Genomic DNA, 21,187 nt, shown 5'->3' on the forward strand with positions numbered 1-21,187 from the left:
AGATGTGTATAAGAGACAGGGTGAGGATATCGCCAAACACCGCTTGGAACACGCGATGATCGAGCGGATTCCAAGCTTGCAACAAGAGGCTTCCGACCACCGCAACCGTGAGGCGAAACAAGGCCACGACAATGACCAACGCCACCAACACGGTGAGCACGAGGGCCACCACGGTTTCGAACCTCTGGTAAAGGCTTTGGACTTGCCAACTCGCCCGTAAATCCTGCCACCATTCCATCGCCTGGACCCTCCGTGGCTCTCTGTGCTGACGCCCGTCTGCTGGCACGGTCGGGGCCGTCGGTTCCGCGATGACTGCGGGGCGGGGTCACAGTTGGCTGGTTTGCCGCAAAACCTTGCGACAAGCCAGCGTTCGCGAAAGCACCCTACAGCACCCCGGCCAAGGCACCTCGCAGTCGCTCTTGCAACGTGGCCACAAGTTCCTTCACGCGCTGAGGCTCCATTCCGGTGACCATGGAGATCTCCGGAATGCTAAAGCCCTCGACAAAGTAGAGTTCGAAAACATCCTTCTCGGGGCGAGACCACGTTTGCACGAGATGCTGCACAGCCTCCAAAAGCTCGCGGCGCTCCGCGCTCACCTCGGGATTGGGAGCAAACGGATCGGGCACCAGCTCGCGGAGCTCGGTAATCACCGGCTCGTACTCGCGCACGATAATGTCCAAGGGCTGCTCCGCGTCGTAGCCGGCAGCAAGATCCTCTTCATCGGGCCGCTTGGTCTCCTGATCCACTGGCACCCGCTCCGCAGCCGCGCGTTGGAAAAACCGCCGCCGGCGACGCAACTCCTCGTGCAGCAAGCGGTACACCCAAATAAGCCAACCAACTGATGCTGGCTTGTCCCGCCACTTAGCCAGCACCTTTTGCACCACCGTGTCCACGACACCACGAGGGTCTACTGCGTGTGGTGGCAACTCCCCACTGAACTCGTCGTGCCGCACGTGGCGCCGCACGTGGTCGACCATGCGGCGGTAGTGCCGCTTGAGAAAATCGACCACCACTGCCTGTGGCTCTTGTGGGCCTTCCCCCTCGGGCAACGGTTCTGGCGCAAATTTGCCGGCCCGAAGGAGCGGTAGACGCTGGCGGCGGAGTTTCCGCTTCCACTCTTCTTCCTTCCGCTGGTGCCCTTTCACCCGCTCGACCTCGCGGACTAACGCGTCGAATGCCTTATCGAGAGACAAGATCGGCTCGCGTGCGCTCTTTTCGGTGTGGAGGATGTGCTTGGGTAAGCGCAACGTGAGGGCGGTATTGTACAACGTGCGGTGTGGGTTTTTTTCCAACAGGATGTGCAGGTGCACCCCGTCTGGCGGATAGTCCCGCAAATGTTTTTCCAACGATTGTAAGCGCCGGGTCAACTGCTTGCGCAGCAGCGGGTGGCCGTGCATCTCGCGGGTCACCAAATTCCACGTAAACGGCACAACTTGCGCCTGTGCTCCCTGCGGTTCGTTCATGACGTTCTCTACCTCCTCCGAATGAATGCTCGCGCCAGTTTAGGTCCGACACCAGCCGACTTGGGCCACTCCGTCGAGTGCGAATTGAACCGCAACGGCGGCCAGCAGCAGCCCCATTAACCGGTTGATGAGCTTCAGAGCTAATGGGCTGACCCGATGGATTCCGTAGATTGCTAAGGTAAAGATGCCGTAGCTGGCAATCGCCACTAGACCGATGACCAGAAAAAGGGTCACGCGCTGCCACACGGACTCGGCCTGGTGGAACAAAATCAAGGACGTGGAAATTGCTCCTGGGCCGGCGAGCATCGGAACCGCCAGTGGGCTCACCGCAATGTCCTCTTTTGCAGCACCAGCGAGAACTTCTTCGTTCGTCTCCTGTGCTGCCGAGCGCTGGCCATGCAACATATCTAACGCAATGCGCAGCAGTAAAATGCTTCCAGCAATTTGAAATGCGCCAGGGCTCACGTGCAGATAGCGAAAAATGCTCTCGCCCAGGAGGGTGAATACCACCAGAACGGCTGCCGCCACGCTGCAAGCGATGCGAGCCGTGCGCAGTCTGGCCTCCGGAGTCTGCTCCGGGGTCATCGCCAGAAACGCTGGCACAACGGCAATAGGGTCGACGATGACAAAGAGCGTGGTAAACGCGAGTACCGTGTATTCAAGCCAACCCATCGCCGCTGGCCATCGTCAAAGAACACGCGGATCGTACTCCGGCTAATGCGCCCGGCCGCCGCCACCGCGTTCCACAGCGCGACGCGGGCCGGGGAGGTATTCCACCGAGGGCACCCGACGCACCGGTTGTGGATATAACTCCATCAGCTCTAACACCTCGGTGGGGATATCGCTGCGCACCGGGAGGCCCAGCTCGCGCGCCTTTTGCACGGTGATAGGGAAGTCATGCGTCCATGTCCCAGTGGAAAGCAGCTCCGCGAGGCGTTGCGCATTTTCTGGGGTTTGGCTGCGCGTCAGGAGCTCGGCCACGGCGTCGCGCACTTGATGAATGGCCTTTTCGGCAACGTCGGCGAGGATCAACGTTTGGTCGTCGACTTCCGCTACCGGCTTTTGCCGAACCACCTTCAGGAGCGAGGCCGCAGGATACTGTCCCAATTGAGGGTCTACCGGGCCCAGCACCGCATGGGGCGACATTACGATTTCGTCCGCCGCTAACGCAATCAAAGTGCCGCCGGACATGGCGTAGTGGGGGACAAAAACGGTCACGTTCCCTTTGTGCTCCCGCACCGCGCGGGCAATTTGCAGAGAGGCGAGCACCAGCCCGCCGGGCGTATGCAAAACAATATCCAGGGGCACCTCGGGGTCGGTGAGCTCACAGGCCCGCATGACTGCCTCAGCGTCCTCGATGTCGATGTAACGAACCACGGGAAACCCCAGCAGGCTCATGGTCTCTTGCCGGTGAACCAACAGGATCACGCGGGAACCGCGCCGCTTCTCGATCCGCGCAATCAAGCGCTGCCGGGCGTTTTCGAGCAAACGCTGCCGCAGTACGGGCTGTAGCGCCGAAAAAATGAAGAACAACCAAAATAGATCCCCAAAACTCATGTTGCCTCCGCTCGTGTTGTCGTTGCCGTGCCGCCACTCGGCGGCAGCGCTACTTAACACGAGCCGCTCGCGACTAGCCACCCCAATTGCGACTGCGGTACGTGCCCTGTCCGTCGTTTATTTGAATTCGACCGGCACCTTCTTCGCAGGGACACGCTTGGGCAGTCTCACGTGCAACCGGCCGTGACGAAACTTGGCTTCGGCTTTCTCAGCAGCGACCGGAACTGGCAAGGGAATCCACCGCGTAAATGCGCCGTACGCGCACTCGGAATACCAATAGCCCTCGCGTTTCTCCTCTCGCTCGCGCTTCTTCTCGCCGCGCAAGACCAGGTAGTCGCCCACGACCTCCAGGCTAAAGTCGTCCTTGCTGAGCCCGGGAAGCTCGACCGTCACTTCCACGGCATCGGCGGATTCTGCCACTTCAATAGCCGGAAGGCCCCACCCCTCCCATGAGGGGAGCGCAACGGTTTCGCCACCCACAGCGAGCTCGCCAGTAAGACGGCGCCGCCAGCGTGTTATTGCTCGCTGCACGTCGTCGTACAAGCGCCCGAGCGTCTCGCGCCATTTTTCCGGCAGCCAGTTTGCCATGATGCCCTCCTCCTCCGTTCATGGGTCCGGGGCCCAGCGCAGTGGGCAGCGGAGTCTGCGCTGCCCACTGCCTGTTCCTTAGCTGACCTTCACCTCGATCTTCCGCGGTTTTGCCTTCTCCGCTTTGGGCAGATGCAAGGTCAACACTCCGTGCTTGAAGTCAGCGGAGATTTTCTCTTGGTCGATCACTTCGCTCAACTCGAACTGCCGGAAGAAATTCGGCAATTCGAATTCGCGCCACACGGGCTCTCCCGGCGCTGCGTGCCTCGGCGTTCCGCGGATGGTCAGGACGTCCTCTTCCACACGGACCTCCAAGTCGTCCTTCCCCACGCCCGGTAGATCCGCCACTAGTACGAGCTCTTCTGGCGTTTCGTAAATATCTACAGCGGGAGCCACGTAACGGTCTTCAGCGCGTGTGGCTTCGCGGCTCGGCGTTGGCTGCACGCTCCCTGTGGTTGCTGCAACGGTCTTTTCTGCCATGGTTTTCACCTCCTTGTTGAATTGCGCGCTGGCATCACCCGACCTGTACGGCAATCGCCTTGGGCTTGGCCTGTTCGGCCTTCGGCAAGGTGATTAGGAGTACACCGTTTTTATATTCCGCTTTGGCCTTGGCCTCGTCGACCTCGACCGGTAGTTCGATCCGACGGGAAAACTTCCCCGACGATCGCTCCTCGCGGTGAATCGCTTCCGACTTGCCGGTGGCAGTGCGCGGTTTCTCGCCGCTTATCGTCACGCTGTTGCGCAAAGCAGTGATCGTCACCGAGTTCGGGTCGACCCCCGGGACGAGCACCTCGACGTAAAACGCATCCTTATCCTCGTATACGTTTACTGGCGGATACCCGCGCTCTCCCCGCGCCGGCCACAAGCCTGTGCGCAAAAGCGACGGGAAGCGCAAGCCCGCACTTTCAAAGGCACGATCGATCTCGCGCCGTAATGCTTCGATTTCTTGGAATGGGTCCCAACGTGCCATGTCCGTTCCCTCCTTCTCTTCGATTGATTTCGCTCGCAACGAGCGGCAGTGCAGGTAAGCACCAATTGGACCACGTCAAGCGCGCCCGGCGTGTTCCATGCTGGCGCTCTCGTGACTTCACACTCAAGAAAACGTGCCGCGGCTGGATTTTCTCCCGTGGGCGTTGGTTGAACCATGCCGAGCGGTGCCTCGTGGCCCACGCTTGCGGGCTCTGTTAACCGCACGCGGCGTATGCCCGAAATGAAAGGCAGCGCCTCCTCGAAGCGTCTTTCCCCCGCTCCTAATGCCAGCCGCTCGCGTCGGGTGACCATCGCGGAATCGCGTGTGTCGCTGTTGCTCGCCCTGTGCCTCGCCTTTTCGGGCGCGGCGAGCCTTGCGCTCGAGGTCGTATGGATGCGCGAGCTCCGCTTGGCGTTTGGCTCCACGACTCTCGCGAGCAGTACCGTGCTCGTGGCCTACATGCTCGGCCTCGGGACGGGTGCGTGGCTCGGCGGGAACATCGCGAACCGATCCTCACGGGCGCTGCAGGTTTACGCTGCTCTCGAGATCATCGTCGGGTTGTACGCTTTGGCGGTGCCTTGGCTGAGCCGGCAGGGCGCAGCAACCATGGGCGGTTGGCTTGTAGACACGAACTTCTGGCTTGCGGCAGCCACACGGTTTGCCGCAAGCCAGCTCATCTTTCTCGTTCCCACGGTGGCCATGGGAGCGACGCTGCCCGTGGCGGTGAGCGCCGCCGGGGGCCCCGGCGGGGTGGGCCGCACGACGGCCCTGTTGTACGCGGCAAACACAGCTGGGGCTGTTGCCGGCGTGTTCGCCGCGACATTCTACCTCCTGCCCCGTTTCGGGCTCGTTGGCGCCAACACCGTGGCTGCGCTTACGGATCTTCTGCTCGGTGTGGCCGTGCTGCTCTGGGAACGTGCGACGCGCCCAGCGGCAGCGCCCGTTACTTCTGACCCTGGTGTGCAATTCGCGGCCAAGGCAGCACCGGCACAATTACCGGCGCGCCTGTGGCCGCTGCTCGCCGTGTACGCCGGGATCGGCTTTGTCGCCCTCGCGCACGAGGTGTGTTGGACTCGGGCGTTGGCGGCAGTGTTCGGGTCGTCCAGCTACGCCTTCGGCACGATGCTGGGAACTTTTTTGCTCGGCATCGCGCTCGGCAGTTGGGCGATGCGCCGTCGGGCGGACACGTTGCGAAGTCCCGGTTATGTCGCCGCGGTGCTCGTCGTGGCCCTCAGTGTGGCGTCGCTTGCGACCTTCAAGATCTTGTTCTGGCTTCCGGCTTGGTTTCCCTGGGCGTTCGTCTACCTGGGAGGCACGTACGAGGCGGCAATGACGAGCACTGTCTTCCTCGCGCTCGTGGCCATGTTGCCACCGACGACGATCCTCGGGAGCTTGTTCCCCTTGCTGGTGGCATTGATCGCGCGTACCGGACAAAGTGCCGGCTGGTCGGTGAGCCAAGCATATGTGTGGAACACGGTCGGGTCGGCCCTCGGAGCCTTTGCAGGCGGATTTTTATTGTTGCCTGCGGTGGGCCTGCAGAACGCACTCAGCCTTCTTTCGTCCCTCACTGCTGCCTTCGCGGGCGTGCTCGCCGTGTGGCAGCGCGACCACGTTGGAAGGCGTCGCGCAGCGGTCATCGTCGCAGCTGCGCTACTCGTAGCGGGTATTTGGCTGGCCGGCCCGCGCGTGAAACCTGAAGAGCTTACCCGTGGCGTTTACCGATTTCCGCTGGCGGAAATCGACGTCGGAGTTGCCCCTGTGGCGCTGCGCGGGCCGTTAGAAGGGGAACTCTTGTTTTACCACGACGGCTGGAATGCCACCGTGTCCGTCCATCGCATCCTCGGAGAGTTGAGTTTGCGGGTAAACGGTAAGGCTGATGCGAGTACGCGCGGCGACTTGCCTACCCAAGTGTTGCTCGGCCACCTCGGATACTTCTTCCGCCCTGCCGCGCAGAATGTCGCGATCGTTGGCCTAGCCTCGGGCATCACCGCAGGCAGCGCGACGTTGTACGGTGCCCGGCGCATTGACGTCATCGAAATCGAGCCGGCCATGGTTGCGGCCTCACGTTGGTTCGACCACGTCAACCTCCGGCCGCTCGAGCACCCCGCAGTTCGTTTGATTGTCGACGACGCGCGTGCCTTTCTTGCGGGGAAACGTGAAGCCTACGACTTGATTCTTTCCGAACCGTCGAACCCGTGGATGGCTGGTCCGGCCAATTTGTTCACCCGTGAATTCTTCCATCAGGCCGGGCGTGCACTGCGGCCGCACGGTCTATTGGTGCAGTGGCTACAACTGTATGCCATGCCGCCAGAGGCGGTGGCGGCTGTGCTCCAAGCGTTGCTGGAAACGTTCCCGCATGTTTACGGGTTTGCTCCGGGGCACGGAGAGACTGACCTCCTGTTGGTCGCGAGCCGGCAGCCGATTGAGCCCACGGCTTTTCCCTCCTGGGAAAGCTTGCCCACTGGTGCGCGGCGGGACTTGGTACGAGCTGGTGTATTCGATGAGGCAGACGTGCGGGCGCTTCTTTACCTCACGCCCGGCGCGATTCGCGCGCTGGCGGCGCGCGCTCCGAAAGTCAACAGCGACGACAATATGTTCGTCGAACTCACCGCCCCCCGCGCTTTGTACGCGGATCCCACCGGGCCGGAGAACTGGGAAGCGATCGATGCGCACGCTTCAGAGCTTGCCGAGTTTTGGCTCCGCTCGCTCCCTGAGGCGGATAGTTCCGCCATGGCGGAGCTGGCATTGGCTTACTTGCGACGGGAAGCGGCCGCGCAGGCTGAGGCGCTGGTCCAGAGAGAGCAGCAGGGCAGAGGCAAGGAACTGGCCCGTGCTGTGCGTGCCCAACTGGATTTCGAGCAACAGGAGGCAAGTGCAGCAGCCCTCGACCGCCTGGTGACGGAGCTCAGGCAGGTTGTGTCCGCGTTCCCGGATTCGTACGCCATGCGTTACCTGCTGGCGCAAGCAGAGTACGACTCGCAAAACCACACGCGCGCGTTGTCGCAAGTAGACAAGGGACTCCAACGCCGCCCAGAAGACTTACGGTTGCGGCGGCTGCGTCTGCGAATCCTCCTGGCACTCGGGTGGGCAAACGAAGCCTGGAAAGAGGCGCAAGAGCTGCTGCCCTCGCCGCTGAAGGAGCGAGACATCGAACTTTATTGGGACGCCGCACAAGCTGCAGCAGCGAGCGGGCAGGTGAACGAAGCCATCCGGCTTACGGAAATTTATCTCGACTACCATCCCGACTCACCGGAGCAGTGGAGCTTCCTGGCCGCGCAGTACAACGCATCCGGGCAGCCGCAGGCGGCGGCGCGCGCCCGCAGCAACGCCGAACAAGCGAAACGCAACACGATTCTTAGTTTGCACATGCAAGCGCGGAGAACAGCGCTCGCTGGCGACCAGACGGGAGCACTTGCGCTACTACGGAACGTGTTGCTGTTCGACCCCAGCTACACCCGAGCGCGACATGACTTGGAAGCGCTCGAACGCGGGGACGCCCTTTCATGGTGAGTCTGCTGCCTGTGGGCTGACGGGCACGGGCTCGGCCGGGAAGTAGGCATACACGCGCGTCCCTTGCCCGAGGGTGCTCTCAATGCGCAACGCACCGCCGTGTGCTTGCAAGATATGCTTGACGATCGCGAGCCCGAGGCCGGTGCCACCCAATTCTCGCGAACGGGCGCGATCGACGCGATAAAACCGCTCCGTTAGCCGTGGGAGATCGCGACTTGGAATCCCGATGCCCGTATCGGCCACACAAAGTTCGATCCAACTCCCCTCGGGATTCGGAGGGCGCAAATGCGTGCCGCAAGCCAAGTTTGTGGGGGTTGCGCGTACGCTGACGCTCCCCCCTTCCGGGGTGTACTTGATGGCGTTGTCGACCAAGTTCACCAACACTTGCTCCACCCTGTCCGCGTCGCCGATCAGTGCCGGCAAGTACGACGGAAGTTCTGCGCGGAGTTCGATGTTCTTCGCACGCGCCAGCGGGGCGAGCTCCTCCAGCAGCCGCGACACCAGGTCGACCGCATTTACCGCAGCCATCTGCAACGGCGCCTTGCCCAATTCAAGGTTCGACAAGACCAAGAGGTCGTCGACCAGGCGGCTCAAGCGCTCGGCATGTCGCTCGATCACAGTCAGGAACGCTCGGGTTTGCTCGCGATTCTGCAATGCGCCTGCAAGTAACGTTTCTGCATACCCGCGGATCGAGGTGAGCGGAGTACGAAGTTCGTGGGAGACGTTGGCAATAAAGTCGCGCCGCGCCATCTCGAGCCGTTTGGTTTCCGTAACGTCACGGGCCACCACGAGCAGCAGCATTTCGGAGGCAGTGGGCCGTACCACCGGTGCCACCCGCACTTGCAACACCCGCTCGTTGGGTAAGGGAATTTCCGCTTCGGCTGCGCTGTGCGTTGCACTCGCCTGCCGCACGAGGGCAACCAGCTCGGGTTGGCGTGCAACAGCGACCAACGGCTTTCCAACCAAAGGCGCCCCCGCACCGAAGCAACGCTGAGCCTCTTCGTTGCAGAGCCGCACTTCACCTTCAGCATCGAGGACCAGCACGCCTTCGTGCATGCTGCTCAATGTGGCGGCGAGAAGGGCGCGTTCTTCTTCGGCTTGAGCGAACCGACGGTGATAGCGGTTGGCGAGCGCGAACACGGCACGCTCGACATCGCCGAACAGCGCACTCGTGGTTGGAATGATCCCGGTAGCGGTTTTTGCTCCAGCTTCGGACAAGCCATCAATCGTATCCCGAAGCTCGCGCAAGCGTTGGCGAACAACCCAGAGGCCAACAGTACCAGCAAGGATGCACGTGCTTACCAGCACGACGCAGAGCGTGCCCCACATGAGTGCTCCGTGGCGGCCAGCCGTAAGTCAACTGCTTGCCGCCATTCCGTCTTGCTCACGCCTTTTCATCCAACGCCCGCTCATCGAATTTGTAGCCAACGCCTCGCACAGTCACGATGAGCTTTGGGTCGCTGTCATCAATTTCGATTTGCTTGCGCAAGCGGCGAATATGGACATCGACGGTGCGCGGTTCCACATGAGTATCTTCGCCCCACACCAGGTCGAGAATTTGCAGCCGATCCCAAACACGATTGGGATTAAGCACGAAGAAGCGCAAAAGCTCGAACTCCTTGCGTGACAGTTCGACCCGCCGCCCCTCCACGAACACCTCGTAACGGTCGAAATCGACCCGCAAGCGCCCGCGTTCATACACCTCACCGGGTCGCTGTGCTGGCTCAGCGCCGCCGCTCCGCCGCAGCACGGCGCGTACCCGGGCTAACAGCTCGCGCACGCTAAATGGCTTCGTGACGTAATCGTCGGCACCGAGCTCCAAGCCAACGATGCGGTCAGCCTCATCCGCTTTGGCAGTGACCATAATCACCGGCACCCGCCGCAACACCGGGTCTTCCCGCAACCGGCGACAAACTTCCAGGCCGGGAAGAGTGGGGAGAGCCAGGTCGAGCACGACGAGATCCGGCGTCTGCCTACGGGCTTTCTCTAACGCAGCCGCACCGTCGGTGGCCGTGGTTACCGCATATCCCTCCTGCTGCAAGTTGAACCGCAGGAGCTCCAAGATATCGGGGTCATCTTCCACGACGAGGACACGCCGCCCTTGCGGTGTCGGGGCCATGAGCGCTGTGGTGTGGAGAGAACCCAAGGCTGCGTTCATCATACGGAAGGGGGCACGATGTCGAGATGGCGGATGCTTTTCCCGCGCACCATGAAGACCACCATTTCTGCAATGTTCGTCGCGTGGTCGGCAATGCGCTCGATGTATTTGGCCACGAACATCAGGCGAATCCCGCGGGTGATCGTATGCGGGTCCTCGACCATGTACGACAACAACTCGCGAAACACTTGGTGGGTGATGGAGTCGATTTGGTCGTCGTCGCGGCAGACCTTGAGCGCAAGGTCGACATCTTCGTTCACGAACGCGTTCAGGCACTCGCGCAGCATTCCCAAAGCGATGTCGACCATTCGAGGAATGTCGATAAACGGCTTCAGTGGTGGCTCTTGATTCAGCTCCAAGGCGCGCTCGCAAATATTTACCGCCATGTCGCCGATCCTTTCCATGTCGGTGGTGATTTTCAACGCGGTCGTAATCAGGCGCAAATCGCGGGCGGCTGGCTGGTGGAGTGCGAGCAGGCGGAGGCATAGTTCGTCAATCTCGACATCCAGCCGATTGACTGTGTGATCGCGCTCGATCGTAGCACGGGCCAGCGCGTCGTCCCGCTGGACCAGCGCCTCGGTGGCGCTAGCAATTTGTTTCTCCACAAGCCCGCCCATCTCGAGCAACTTGTGGTGAAGCTGCCGCAGTTCCTCATCAAAGTGACGATCCGTGTGCGTCCGCCGTTCCAATTCTGCGCCCTTTCGCTGCTCAGCCGAAGCGGCCGGTAATGTAATCCTCAGTCTCCTTTTGCTCGGGGTTGGTAAAAATCTGCGCCGTGGGCCCGTATTCTACCAGTCGGCCCATGTACAAAAACGCGGTGAAATCCGAAACGCGGGCGGCCTGTTGCATGTTGTGGGTGACGATGACCACCGTATAGCGCCCCCTGAGTTCGTGGATCAGGGCCTCGATTTTTGCAGTGGCGATCGGATCGAGGGCTGAACAAGGTTCGTCCATCAACAACACCTCCGGCTCTACTGCCAACGCGCGGGCGATGCACAAGCGCTGCTGTTGACCACCGGAGAGGCCTAGGGCGCTTTCATGCAAGCGGTCCTTCACCTCGTCCCACAAGGCGGCCTGTTGCAAGCTCCGCTCGACAATTTCGTCCAGTTGCCGGCGATTCCGCGTCCCAGCAATCCGTGGCCCGTAGGCGACGTTTTCGTAGATCGACTTGGGAAATGGGTTGGATTTTTGGAACACCATGCCCACTCGCTTGCGCAGGGCGGTTACGTCCAACCGCGGATCGTAAATATCCACCCCGTCGAGCTTGATCGTGCCGCGGATGGTCACCCCGTCGATTAAGTCGTTCAAGCGATTGAAGCAGCGGAGCAGCGTGGACTTCCCGCACCCTGAGGGGCCGATAAATGCCGTCACTTGGTGTCGGGCAATCTCCAAGCTGATGTCTTGCAGCACCCAGTGGTGCCCATCGTAACTCAAAGCCAAATCGCGAATGCTCAATACGGCATCGCGAGCAGTGGGCTCTTCGACGCGTTGCTCGGCCAGCGCATCGATGTCAGACTTGCTCGCACGCAACGCCGAACTGAAAGGCAACGTCAACGGAGCGCTAGGAACTGGCCGCGTCATTTTGCTTCCTCAAAATACGCCCCCGGAGAGCCGCCGGCGCACCCGGGCGCGCAGTAAGATGGCCGTGAGATTCAGCATCATCACGATTCCCACCAGTAACAGCGTGGTTGCATACACCATAGGCTTCGCCGCTTCCACGTTGGGCGACTGAAAACCGACATCGTAAATGTGGAAGCCAAGGTGCATGAACTTCCGTTCCAAGTGCAAAAACGGCCAGTGAGTATCGAGCGGTAGCGTGGGTGCGAGCTTGACCACTCCGGTGATCATCAGGGGTGCCACTTCGCCCGCTCCGCGGGCCATCGCCAAGATTAGGCCGGTGAGTATCCCTGGTAAGGCTGCTGGAAGGACGACGTTCTTGATCGTCTCAAATTTCGTTGCCCCGAGCGCGTAGGAACCCTCGCGCAGCTCGCGCGGAACCGCAGCTAGCCCCTCCTCGGTTGCTACGATGACCACCGGCACGGTGAGGAGCGCCAGCGTCAGAGACGCCCACAGGATGCCTCCGGTGCCAAACGTCGGCGCTGGCAATCGTTCGGGGTAAAACAGGGAGTCAATGGTTCCGCCGACGAAGTAAACGAAAAATCCCAAGCCGAACACTCCAAACACGATCGATGGCACGCCAGCAAGATTGTTCACGGCAATGCGCACGAGGCGTAACCAAGAGCCCGGGCGAGCGTACTCGCGGAGGTACAAAGCGGCGAGGACGCCGAACGGAACTACCGCCACACTCATGATGAGCACCATGAGTACGGTGCCAAAGATTGCCGGAAACACCCCACCTTCAGTGTTCGATTCCCGCGGATCGCCGCTGACAAATTCCCACAGCTTGCTCAAGTAGATCCTCACCTTTCCTGCCAACGACGGCGTGTTTGCCCGGTAGGCACGGACAATGACCGCCAGCGGTAACTCCTTGGTTTTGCCATCGGCCGCGCGCAGCACCACGCGCTCGCGCTCGACAGCGGCCCGCAACTCCTCGAGCTCCTTGTGCAACTGCTCATAACCTTGCTGCAATTCGGCGAGCCGCCGATGCACGGCCGCGATCGCAGAGGGAGGCGCGCCGCGGTACTCCAAGCGGCGCAGTTGCAGCCGCTCCTCTTCGATCGACTGGTTAATGTCGCCCATCTCTTTACGTTCGAGCCGAAGGATTCTCGCAGCCAGTTTCCGCGCTGCTGGGAGTCGCTCGACCAAGGCATGCCAGGTGGCCTCGCTTCCCTGCGCGACGGTTTCCCCTCCGACCTGCAACGCGTCCAGCCAGCCATAGAAATTTCCCCATTCTTCGCGCTCCAGGGTGACGAGCTCGGCCGGGTACCCGATGTTCCGCACCTGCTCCCCATCGAGCCAACGGAAATCGGCACCGAACAGATCGCGGTTGCCGACTTGCACCAGGAGCCGCTTCCGAGTTCCGAAACCTCCTTCGGCGTCAGGGATGATCTCTTCATCTCGGATCGGCCCCACCACCACGCGGCCATCGGCAAGCTCGATTTTGGCCACCGCCCGCGGCCAAAACACCCCTAGAGCCTGAGTGCAAATCAAGAAAATCAGGCCGCCAATCATCAAGATGGCTGTCGCCAGAGCCCCGGCGGTTAGCCAGACAAATGGATCTCCAGTTTTCCACAAACGGCGAACGATCGGGCTCATGGTTCACATTTGCTGGTAACGCTCCCGCAACCGCTGGCGGACAATTTCCGCCGCCGTGTTGGCCATAAACGTGACGACGAAAAGGAGCAGTGCAGCAACGAACAGCACCCGGTACAGCGTGCTGGCGTACGGAGCCTCGGGAATTTCTACTGCGATGTTCGCAGATAGGGTCCGCATCCCGGTAAAGATATTCCACTCCATCACTGGTGTGTTGCCTGTGGCCATCAGTACGATCATGGTCTCGCCCACGGCACGGCCGAAGCCAATCATCACGGCGGAGAAAATTCCGGGGCTCGCGGCTGGCAGTACGACCCGCACGGCTGTTTGCCACGGAGTTGCTCCCAGCGCGAGCGAGGCGGAGATCAAGCGCTGCGGCACGTTCGATAGCGCTTCCTCGGTGATCGAAAAGATCAAAGGAATGACAGCGAAGCCCATCGCTAAACCCACCACCACGCAGTTCCGCTGATCGAACCGCACATCCAGTGCGGCGCTGAGCCAGTGGCGGAAATCGCCGCCAAACAGCGTCCGTTCCAGCCATCCACTGGCCGACCAAAAAAACCAGCCTACGAGGCACAGGACGACAAGAGTCATCAGCACTTCAACCCCGCGCGGCACTAGCCCCTTCCAGGGCCAGAAGAACCACAGTACGCCCAAGCTCGCGACCGTGAGAGGTGCAGCAAGCAAAGCCACAAGAAAACCAGGCATGTGGCGCTCCAGTGCAGGAGCCAAAACCAAGCCGGCAACGAAGCCGAGCACCACGCTAGGGAGCGCAGCCATGACCTCCACTGTGGGTTTCACCAGATTGCGCAGCCTTGGGGGGCTAAAAAGTGCAGTGTACAGAGCTGCCAGAACGGCCAGGGGAACAGCAAAGAGTAAGGCGTAGAAAGTGCCTTTTGCCGTGCCGAACAGCAGCGGCACCAAACTGAACTTGGGCTCGAAGTCGTCGGTTCCGCCGGTAGACTGCCAGACAAACGCGGGCGCTGCGTAACCCTCGTACCACACCTTGCCAAACAACGTCCGCAAGGTGATTTCCGGGTGGGGGTTGTCCACTGCCCAACTCGTCAGCGCCCCTCGATCGCTCAGTGCCACCACTCCGTCTCCCTTCGGGGCGAGCGCCACGAGCCCGGCTGAAGTCGGTTCAGTCATGGCGAGTTCGAGCAACGTCTGCCCCGAGGTGGAGTGACGTAAGGCTAAGCCCCCTTGGGCATCGAGGGTGACGAAGCCCTTATCGCGCTGCGAGGCAACCACCGCGATCACGGCAGCCGCGTGGCTTCCGAAAGAGTGCATTTGCACCAGCCGCCAGTTAGAGTCCCCTGCGTTACGAATGGGCTGCCACACGGAAACCCGCCCGCGCTCGTCACCAACCACGAAGGCTTGGTCTCCAAGGAGATACGCGAGCGCGGAAATTGGGGCAGTTGGCGTCGCGGCTACTCGTTCTTCGAGCAGCGCAGGTTGCGCGGGGTTCCCGACATCCCAGAGCTGAAGTGTTCCATCGCGCCGGCCGACCAAAAGGTGGCTCCCGCGCCGGTCAAGCGCGAGCACCGTGGGCTCGTGAGTGGGCACGGCTCCTCGGGTCTCCGTTGCCTCTTCGTCTCCAAATAAGCTCGTTCGTACCTGGCGCGACCACAAGGCGATGCGATCCGCACCGGCAATCCATGCCAGAGTGAGGGTCCCATCGCGAAAGCGCGATGCGGCAAAGCGGGAGGGAACCTCGTTGGGTGGGACCACCTGCCAATGGCCTAAGCCAGTCACTGTGCCAACCAAGCGGCGTCCGGTAGGCTCATACACTGGTTCCACACGCGCACGGGCTGCGAGCAATCGACCGTCATCGAGCCAGGCGAACACTTGGTCGGGGTCGACCCTCTGTGCAGAGCGAATCAGGCGCCCCCCGGTACCTTCCAGTTGGAGTTGTTGCGCAACTTCCCCGTCAGTCGGGCGTAGCAAGATCAGGGTTCCGTCCGCGCGGAGAAGCTGCGCGAATTGGCGGTATTCGTCAAGCGCCAGAGCGGTAACTCGTGCGCCCTCTGGCACCCGCGTCCGATCTACGCCGACGATTCTTGCTCCGCGAAGCAACGGCCATGTCTCCGCTGACAAAAATGCTAGCATGGCGACGATGCTCAGCACGGTGGCCATACCACCGGAGGCCACCACGTACTTGGCCGCCGCGTCGCTCCATCGGCGGCGCGCAGCCCGGGCTGCCCACAAGGCTGCCGGTGTCCTGCCGGGATGCATGGCTAAGTCCCTGGTGTCGGCGTGTGCTGGTTGCTCACTCGAGCTTGGCGCGCTCCTCCTTCACAACCTTTGCAGGGAGCGGCAAATACCCATCTTTCACCACGATTTCCTGCCCCTCCTTCGAGAGAACGAACTTGAGGAATTCCCGCACTAAGGGATCTAAAGGCTTGCCCGGCTCTTTGTTGATATACACGAACAGGAAGCGAGCCAGTGGGTAGGTGCCGTTGTACACGTTTCCGGCAACCGGCTCCACTGCCGGTGCGCCCTCCTTCGGCGAGAGCGCGAGAGCTTTGACCCCTGAAGTTCGGTATCCGATGCCGCTGTAGCCGACGCCTGCCGCATCTTCGCTCACCCCCTGGACAACCGAAGCGGAACCCGGTTGTTCCTTCACCTCATCTTTGAAATCGCCGCCGCCCAAAGCGTGTTCCTTAAAGAACCCGTAGGTGCCCGAAGCGGAATTGCGGCCATACATACTGATGCGCCGATTTTCCCAGGCTCCCTTCAGACCTAGTTGCCCCCACGAGTCGATCGAATGCGGGTAACCCAGACGTCGGGTTTTAGAAAAGATGGCGTCCACCTGAGGGAGAGTGAGCGCCGCGAGCGGATTGTCTTTGTGAACGTAAACCGCGACCGCATCGACTGCCGTGCGGATCTCGGTCGGCTTGTAACCGAACTTGGCTTCGAACTGATCTCGTTCAGTATCCTTCATAGGCCGAGACATTGGGCCGAGCTGCGCTGTACGTGCAATCAATGCTGCTGGCGCTGTGCTCGAGCCCTTGCCTTCCACCTGCACCTTCACGTTTGGGTAAATTTTGGCGAACCCCTCTGCCCAGAGGGTCATGAGATTGTTCATTGTGTCGCTGCCGACGCTGTTCAACGTGCCAGAAACGCCGCTGACCCGCTCATACACCGGCAAGGCCGGGTCGACTTTCACCGCTTCTTCGGCGCGCACCACCGCAGAGCAAAGCGACAGCAGGCACAACCACAGAATGCTTTGCATGACTCACTCCTTCCCGAACTCATTCATATTAGAAAATCACCTGTAGCTGAGTGCGAAGTTCTAAGTCTTCGCGCTTCGGCCCTTTGGCTTGCTCGTACACCAGCGATCCAACGTCTGCTTGTAGCTTGAGGGCGTGCTGCCAAATGAACCAGCCCACCCCGACACGGTATTCTTCTTGTCGATTTGCCGGCCCATCCGGGTTCACTTGAGCGTAGCGGATGGCGAGTTCCAAGGTCGACGGGATCACGAAGTAACCGGCTTGCACGTTAAGGCCGTGGGTATGCGTAGTGCCTTTGGGCACCCCCAGCGAAGACATGATAGTCGGTGGCTGACCGAACAATGTATCGGTGGTGGTCACCCGCGGGGTTTTGTCGTCCCGGGTTTCGAAAAAGTAATCGGCCAGTAGCGACGCCCCACGCCACTTGGCGTGGATGTCAGCGGTGGCCCGATGATAGTCCGCGCTACTATTGACCACGGTGGTTCGTTGCCCGATTTGCGTCGTCAGCAACTGCTCGGGATTCGTCGGGTCCGGGAACGTCCGGGTGAGTGCGGTCGTGCTGGTGTTTCGGCTCTGCACCACGTTGAAGACGTAGGCGGCACCAATTCCCAACAGCGGCCGCGGTGAGTTGTCGAGGTCAGACTCACTGTACTTCAGCGTGCCAAGCGGGGTCCAATAAATTCGTGCTGCTCCCATGTGATCCGAATTGTCTTTGTCCGCACGATTGCGCCCGTTGCCGTTAAAGACTCCCGCCGCATACTCGAGCCAAGGCTTTTCCACCTCGCCGAGGACACCATGCAAACTCACTCCTTGGTCGCGAACAAGTGAAAAACGAGTGTTGGTAATCGCACGGTCGACGAACTGCAGCGACCCGGAGGAAGTGAGCTCTGAGCGGTTAAACGGCACCTTGAACTGGCCGACCTGCAGTGCAGCAAAGGGAAAGTACGCAACGTCCACATAGGCGTCGTCCAACTCCGGGCGCTGCGTATTTGCCGCACTGTCATGCCCACCGACCCAATCTGCCTGCAACTTGTACTTCAGCCAGGGATAGAAGGCATTGCCATTGAGAAAGAACTTGAAGCGCCGAATGCGGAAGAGGGAGCTAGCGCTCGAGCCAGCCACATCCTGATCCAAGTACGTGTATCGGACCTGCAGCCGATTCCCCAGGGTTACAGAAAAGCGTGGCTTTTCCGTAGCGTCGCCGAAACCCGCTGGCCCTTTCTCCGCACTGTTCCAGACAAAACCCGAGCCGACTTTGTACGCCACGCCGCTTGGCGGTGCAGTCTTCACTGAGGCAGCAGTTGTCGTCGCTTCCGCGCCGGGGCGGGAGGACAGTTCTTCGCGGCATTTCGCTGCCTCCTCAGGGTTCAGCACGCCCCTTGCCTCCAACACGTCACAAAGTGTTCCCGCACGAGCACCCTGTGCGCCCAGCAACAAGCCAATTGCGCCTACAATCCACATTCTCGAACGGCCCATCACATTTTCCTTTCCGACATGTAAGACAACATGTCGGCAAAACTACTGCGAGAACGTGAAGGGCCGGTAACGAATATGTTACAAATCGAAGAAAAAACCGGGCACCGCAGATAGCTTCATGAATCCACCCGGTGCGGCGTTCGCCCTGCCGCCGGGCATCGGCGGGCGTCGAGCTTGTAGCCCACACCGCGTACAGTCACGATCGCTTCCCCGGCGCCTCGCTTGCCCCCGAGGTGCTGGCGCAGTCGGCGGATGTGCACATCGATCGTTCGTTCCTCCACGGCGTTTGGACTTCCCCAAACAGCCGCAATGATTTCCTCACGACGGAGCACGCGGTTCGGGTTCCGCAGCAACAATTCCAGGATTTCCAGTTCGCGCAAGTAGAGCTGGACCGGCTCCCCGGCAACGGACACCTCGTACGCATCCAGGTCCAGGCGGATGTCGCCGCACTGCAGCACACCCCGAGATGGCCTCCCGGTCGCGTGCACGCTCCAACCTTCAACTGGTCCGCGCCGCATAGTGCTCTCACGAACCGTCACCGCCGAACGGCTGGGTGAGCGGTGCAATCGTCACCGCACCAGCCTCTCGGGCAGCGTCCATCGTTTCCACCACAGTGCCGTACGGCACACTGTCAGCGGCAGCAATAAACAGCACATGGTCATCTCGCGCGGCAAACATTCTCGGCAACCGCTCGCCCAACTCGTCGCGGCGAAGGACCGTACCGTTAATCTCCAGGCTGCCGTCCGCGCCGATTCGTAACACGAGGGGAGTATCCGATTGCTCCAGTTGCTGCACCGCGGTCTTTTCTTGTTTTGGGGTGTGGACCCAAAACTTGCGGTCTAACAGCGGCGTTACGACCATGAAGATGATCAACAGGACCAGGACCACGTCGACCAACGGCGTCACATTGATTGTCGGTGCCGGCCGCCGGCCGCTGGTTCCGCCCAATTGTACCGCCATGGTTTATCACCCCCTGCTACCGTCGTGGTCCACGGCTTTGCGCTGGTGGACCAGCAATGACGCTCCTGGGTAGCCCGCCTGTTGCACACCAGCCAACACTGCTCGAACTTCGGCCCACGCTAGAGCAGAATCGGCTCGAATGACCAGGCGCCGATTCGGGTCGCTCTGCCGTAAGTTCGACAAGACATCCTTCAAGCTTTCCGCGTCCACTGGAGCGTCGTCGACAAACACTTCTCCTGAACGCACTACTGTGACCGACCACGGTTCTAGAGCTTGTTTTTGCTCTGGATCCGCATTGACAACTTGGGGGGGCTCCACGGGCCGCTGTTGTTGCATTTGGGGAACGACGACCATGAAAATGATCAGGAGTACGAGGACCACATCGACGAGCGGCGTGACGTTGATCTCCGGCTCCACAGCAGCGTAGTGGCCTCGGACGGGCTTACCTCTCATGCAGCGCCTCCAGCCATGCCAATCACCAGCTTGGGGGTGCCGTTTGCTGGGCCAACCTCATTCGCGTGCGCTGCTGTCGGCTTTCCTTCTACAATCGGTGCTAGTTTGCCCGACTCTTCCCAATCCTCAATCTGGTCCAACAGCTCGCCAACAGCGTTCTTCAAAGCCATTTCCTCAGCGTTGGCCTTGGCGGACAGGAACTGGTAGGCCAACACCGCGGGAATGGCCACGGTCAGGCCCAGTGCGGTCTCCACCAACGCCTCAGAAATGCCGCCCGCCACAGCCGACAGACCTCCACTGCCTGTGTCCGCGATGCCTTGAAACGCAGAAATGATGCCGACAACCGTTCCGAGCAGACCGACGAACGGAGCAATAGAGCCCACCGCAGCCAGCACTGTGAAGCCGCGCCGCAACTCAGCCCCGATCTGCTCCAAGTAGCGCTCCATGTGGCGCTGGGTTTTCTCTAATGGTGCCAGTCCCCCAGCATGATGCTCGATGGCGTGCAGATACGTTTCCACCCCTACGCCGATCACCCGCGCGAGAAACGAGCGCGGGAAGCCCTTGCTTTTCTGCGCGATGCCCGCCAAGTCCCCGCTTGACCGCAGGCGGCTGATCCCAAGCAGAAAACGCCGCGTTGCCGCTCGCGACCAAGCGAGCATCAACACCCGCTCGAAGAAAACAGCGAGCGATGCAAAGCCCATGACCAATAGCGTGCCCGCAACAAGGAGCGCGGGCACTCCCATGTGTTGCCAAAGCTCTTGCCAAGTAAACTGCATGACACCTCCTCGTTCACGCCAATTTGAATGGAATTTGAATAATCCGGTACACCGTGATGGGCCGGCCTTCGTACATCGCAGGGCGGTATCGCCACTGCCTTACGGCCGCCACGGCTGCCGAGACAAATGGCTCTTCCCCACGCAGCACCTCCACGCTGCTGACCGATCCGTCGACCGCAATGACCACTTTCAATACCACCATGCCCGTCCGACCCTCGCTCCGCGCTTCTTCCGGGTACGTAGGCGGGCGGTTGCTCGGCAGCGGAGCAGGGGGATCCGCCGTCTCTGGCAGCGCAATGGGCTCTTCGTGGCGGGCCCCCGCCACTCCGCCTTCGCGGCCCGCAGGGTCGCCGCCCAACTGTGGATCCCCGACCACAGCAACGCCGCGATCCTCAGCGGGGTCCGCCTCCCGCGGGGCGTCTTTTGGCATCTCTCGCGGTGCAACTAAGGGCTTTGGTGGCGGAGCTGAGTCCACCTTTCGCACTTTCAAGCGCTGCGGAATTACAGGAGCTGGCGCAGCCACGGGCGGTTCGGCGACGGCCGGGACGGTGGGTGGCGGCTTCACCTCCACGAACTCTCGAAACGTGACTTCCTGGGGCTGTTCGGCCTCCCGTCTCGGCGCTGGGGAGGAGGGCAGACGCACTGCAAGCCACAACAGTGAGGCGTACACGAGCAGCGCGAGCCCTACTGCCGGCCACCATTGTTTGCGCGGGCCGGCCTCAAAGTTGTAGCCCCACGAGGGTAGCGAAGCCGTCCTAGCCACCAGCAATCTCCCTGTATTCACGTGCACCAGTGTGGCAAAAAAGGATTACGAGATGGTGAAGAGCGCG

The 21,187-nt window shown here is 61.1% G+C and carries 21 protein-coding genes; 1 reads left to right on the forward strand and 20 read right to left on the reverse strand.

Translation table 11 applies throughout. The annotated features are described in order from the left end of the window. The 7 genes from N3C12_04565 to N3C12_04595 all read right to left on the reverse strand — a co-directional run. On the reverse strand, window positions 1-238 hold a 238-nt coding region (locus tag N3C12_04565; protein MCX8071705.1), incomplete at its 3' end, for a phosphate-starvation-inducible PsiE family protein. Window positions 239-383: 145 nt separating this feature from the next. Then, entirely contained in the window at window positions 384-1,463 is a 1,080-nt protein-coding gene (locus tag N3C12_04570) for an HPF/RaiA family ribosome-associated protein (GenBank protein MCX8071706.1), read from the reverse strand. A 39-nt stretch (window positions 1,464-1,502) separates the two neighbouring features. Next, on the reverse strand, window positions 1,503-2,135 hold the full coding sequence (locus N3C12_04575) for a MarC family protein (GenBank protein ID MCX8071707.1): 633 nt from the start codon (window positions 2,133-2,135) through the stop codon (window positions 1,503-1,505). Between the two features lie 42 nt (window positions 2,136-2,177). Continuing rightward, window positions 2,178-3,020: an ATP-dependent Clp protease proteolytic subunit gene (locus N3C12_04580; GenBank protein ID MCX8071708.1), complete on the reverse strand. Its 843-nt coding sequence runs from the start codon at window positions 3,018-3,020 to the stop codon at window positions 2,178-2,180. A 117-nt stretch (window positions 3,021-3,137) separates the two neighbouring features. Further along, window positions 3,138-3,608, reverse strand: coding sequence for an Hsp20/alpha crystallin family protein (locus N3C12_04585; GenBank protein MCX8071709.1), 471 nt, complete (start codon window positions 3,606-3,608; stop codon window positions 3,138-3,140). Between the two features lie 78 nt (window positions 3,609-3,686). Next, a complete protein-coding gene (locus N3C12_04590; GenBank protein MCX8071710.1) occupies window positions 3,687-4,088 on the reverse strand; it encodes an Hsp20/alpha crystallin family protein in 402 nt (133 codons plus the stop codon). Window positions 4,089-4,122: 34 nt separating this feature from the next. Further along, window positions 4,123-4,578: an Hsp20/alpha crystallin family protein gene (locus N3C12_04595; protein MCX8071711.1), complete on the reverse strand. Its 456-nt coding sequence runs from the start codon at window positions 4,576-4,578 to the stop codon at window positions 4,123-4,125. 231 nt (window positions 4,579-4,809) lie between these two features. Here N3C12_04595 and N3C12_04600 point away from each other — a divergent pair, with 231 nt between their 5' ends. Further along, on the forward strand, window positions 4,810-8,088 hold the full coding sequence (locus tag N3C12_04600; GenBank protein MCX8071712.1) for a hypothetical protein: 3,279 nt from the start codon (window positions 4,810-4,812) through the stop codon (window positions 8,086-8,088). Here the strand turns inward: N3C12_04600 and N3C12_04605 are convergent. The 13 genes from N3C12_04605 to N3C12_04665 form a co-directional block, all read right to left on the reverse strand. Further along, window positions 8,080-9,417: an ATP-binding protein gene (locus N3C12_04605; GenBank protein ID MCX8071713.1), complete on the reverse strand. Its 1,338-nt coding sequence runs from the start codon at window positions 9,415-9,417 to the stop codon at window positions 8,080-8,082. The two genes, N3C12_04600 and N3C12_04605, sit on opposite strands and share 9 nt — an antisense overlap. A 55-nt stretch (window positions 9,418-9,472) precedes the next feature. Then, window positions 9,473-10,207, reverse strand: a complete 735-nt coding sequence (locus tag N3C12_04610) for a response regulator transcription factor (protein MCX8071714.1) — start codon at window positions 10,205-10,207, stop codon at window positions 9,473-9,475. Window positions 10,208-10,245: 38 nt separating this feature from the next. Continuing rightward, window positions 10,246-10,935: a phosphate signaling complex protein PhoU gene (gene phoU / locus N3C12_04615; protein MCX8071715.1), complete on the reverse strand. Its 690-nt coding sequence runs from the start codon at window positions 10,933-10,935 to the stop codon at window positions 10,246-10,248. Between the two features lie 19 nt (window positions 10,936-10,954). Then, window positions 10,955-11,827: a phosphate ABC transporter ATP-binding protein PstB gene (pstB, locus tag N3C12_04620; GenBank protein MCX8071716.1), complete on the reverse strand. Its 873-nt coding sequence runs from the start codon at window positions 11,825-11,827 to the stop codon at window positions 10,955-10,957. Window positions 11,828-11,836: 9 nt separating this feature from the next. Further along, complete coding sequence (pstA, locus tag N3C12_04625) at window positions 11,837-13,462, reverse strand: phosphate ABC transporter permease PstA (GenBank protein ID MCX8071717.1); 1,626 nt, start codon at window positions 13,460-13,462, stop codon at window positions 11,837-11,839. Window positions 13,463-13,465: 3 nt separating this feature from the next. Continuing rightward, on the reverse strand, window positions 13,466-15,694 hold the full coding sequence (locus tag N3C12_04630; GenBank protein ID MCX8071718.1) for an ABC transporter permease subunit: 2,229 nt from the start codon (window positions 15,692-15,694) through the stop codon (window positions 13,466-13,468). A gap of 34 nt (window positions 15,695-15,728) precedes the next feature. Continuing rightward, window positions 15,729-16,694 (reverse strand): phosphate ABC transporter substrate-binding protein, encoded by a 966-nt coding sequence (locus N3C12_04635; protein ID MCX8071719.1) that lies wholly within the window; start codon window positions 16,692-16,694, stop codon window positions 15,729-15,731. Between the two features lie 28 nt (window positions 16,695-16,722). Continuing rightward, complete coding sequence (locus N3C12_04640; protein ID MCX8071720.1) at window positions 16,723-18,168, reverse strand: OprO/OprP family phosphate-selective porin; 1,446 nt, start codon at window positions 18,166-18,168, stop codon at window positions 16,723-16,725. A gap of 116 nt (window positions 18,169-18,284) precedes the next feature. Further along, entirely contained in the window at window positions 18,285-18,656 is a 372-nt protein-coding gene (locus N3C12_04645) for a winged helix-turn-helix domain-containing protein (protein MCX8071721.1), read from the reverse strand. 37 nt (window positions 18,657-18,693) lie between these two features. Beyond that, window positions 18,694-19,128: a biopolymer transporter ExbD gene (locus N3C12_04650; protein MCX8071722.1), complete on the reverse strand. Its 435-nt coding sequence runs from the start codon at window positions 19,126-19,128 to the stop codon at window positions 18,694-18,696. A 6-nt stretch (window positions 19,129-19,134) separates the two neighbouring features. Continuing rightward, entirely contained in the window at window positions 19,135-19,581 is a 447-nt protein-coding gene (locus N3C12_04655) for a biopolymer transporter ExbD (GenBank protein ID MCX8071723.1), read from the reverse strand. After that, window positions 19,578-20,357 carry a MotA/TolQ/ExbB proton channel family protein gene (locus N3C12_04660; protein ID MCX8071724.1) on the reverse strand — a complete coding sequence of 260 codons (780 nt, stop codon included), beginning with the start codon at window positions 20,355-20,357 and terminating at the stop codon, window positions 19,578-19,580. Before N3C12_04660 ends, N3C12_04655 begins: the two co-directional genes overlap by 4 nt. Window positions 20,358-20,370: 13 nt before the next feature. Then, the gene (locus N3C12_04665; GenBank protein ID MCX8071725.1) at window positions 20,371-21,120 is read right to left on the reverse strand and encodes a TonB family protein; all 750 of its coding nucleotides are present in this window, start codon (window positions 21,118-21,120) and stop codon (window positions 20,371-20,373) included. Window positions 21,121-21,187 lie beyond the last annotated feature (67 nt).

This window comes from Candidatus Binatia bacterium (genome assembly GCA_026415395.1).
Classification (GTDB): Bacteria; Desulfobacterota; Binatia; order HRBIN30; family HRBIN30; genus HRBIN30.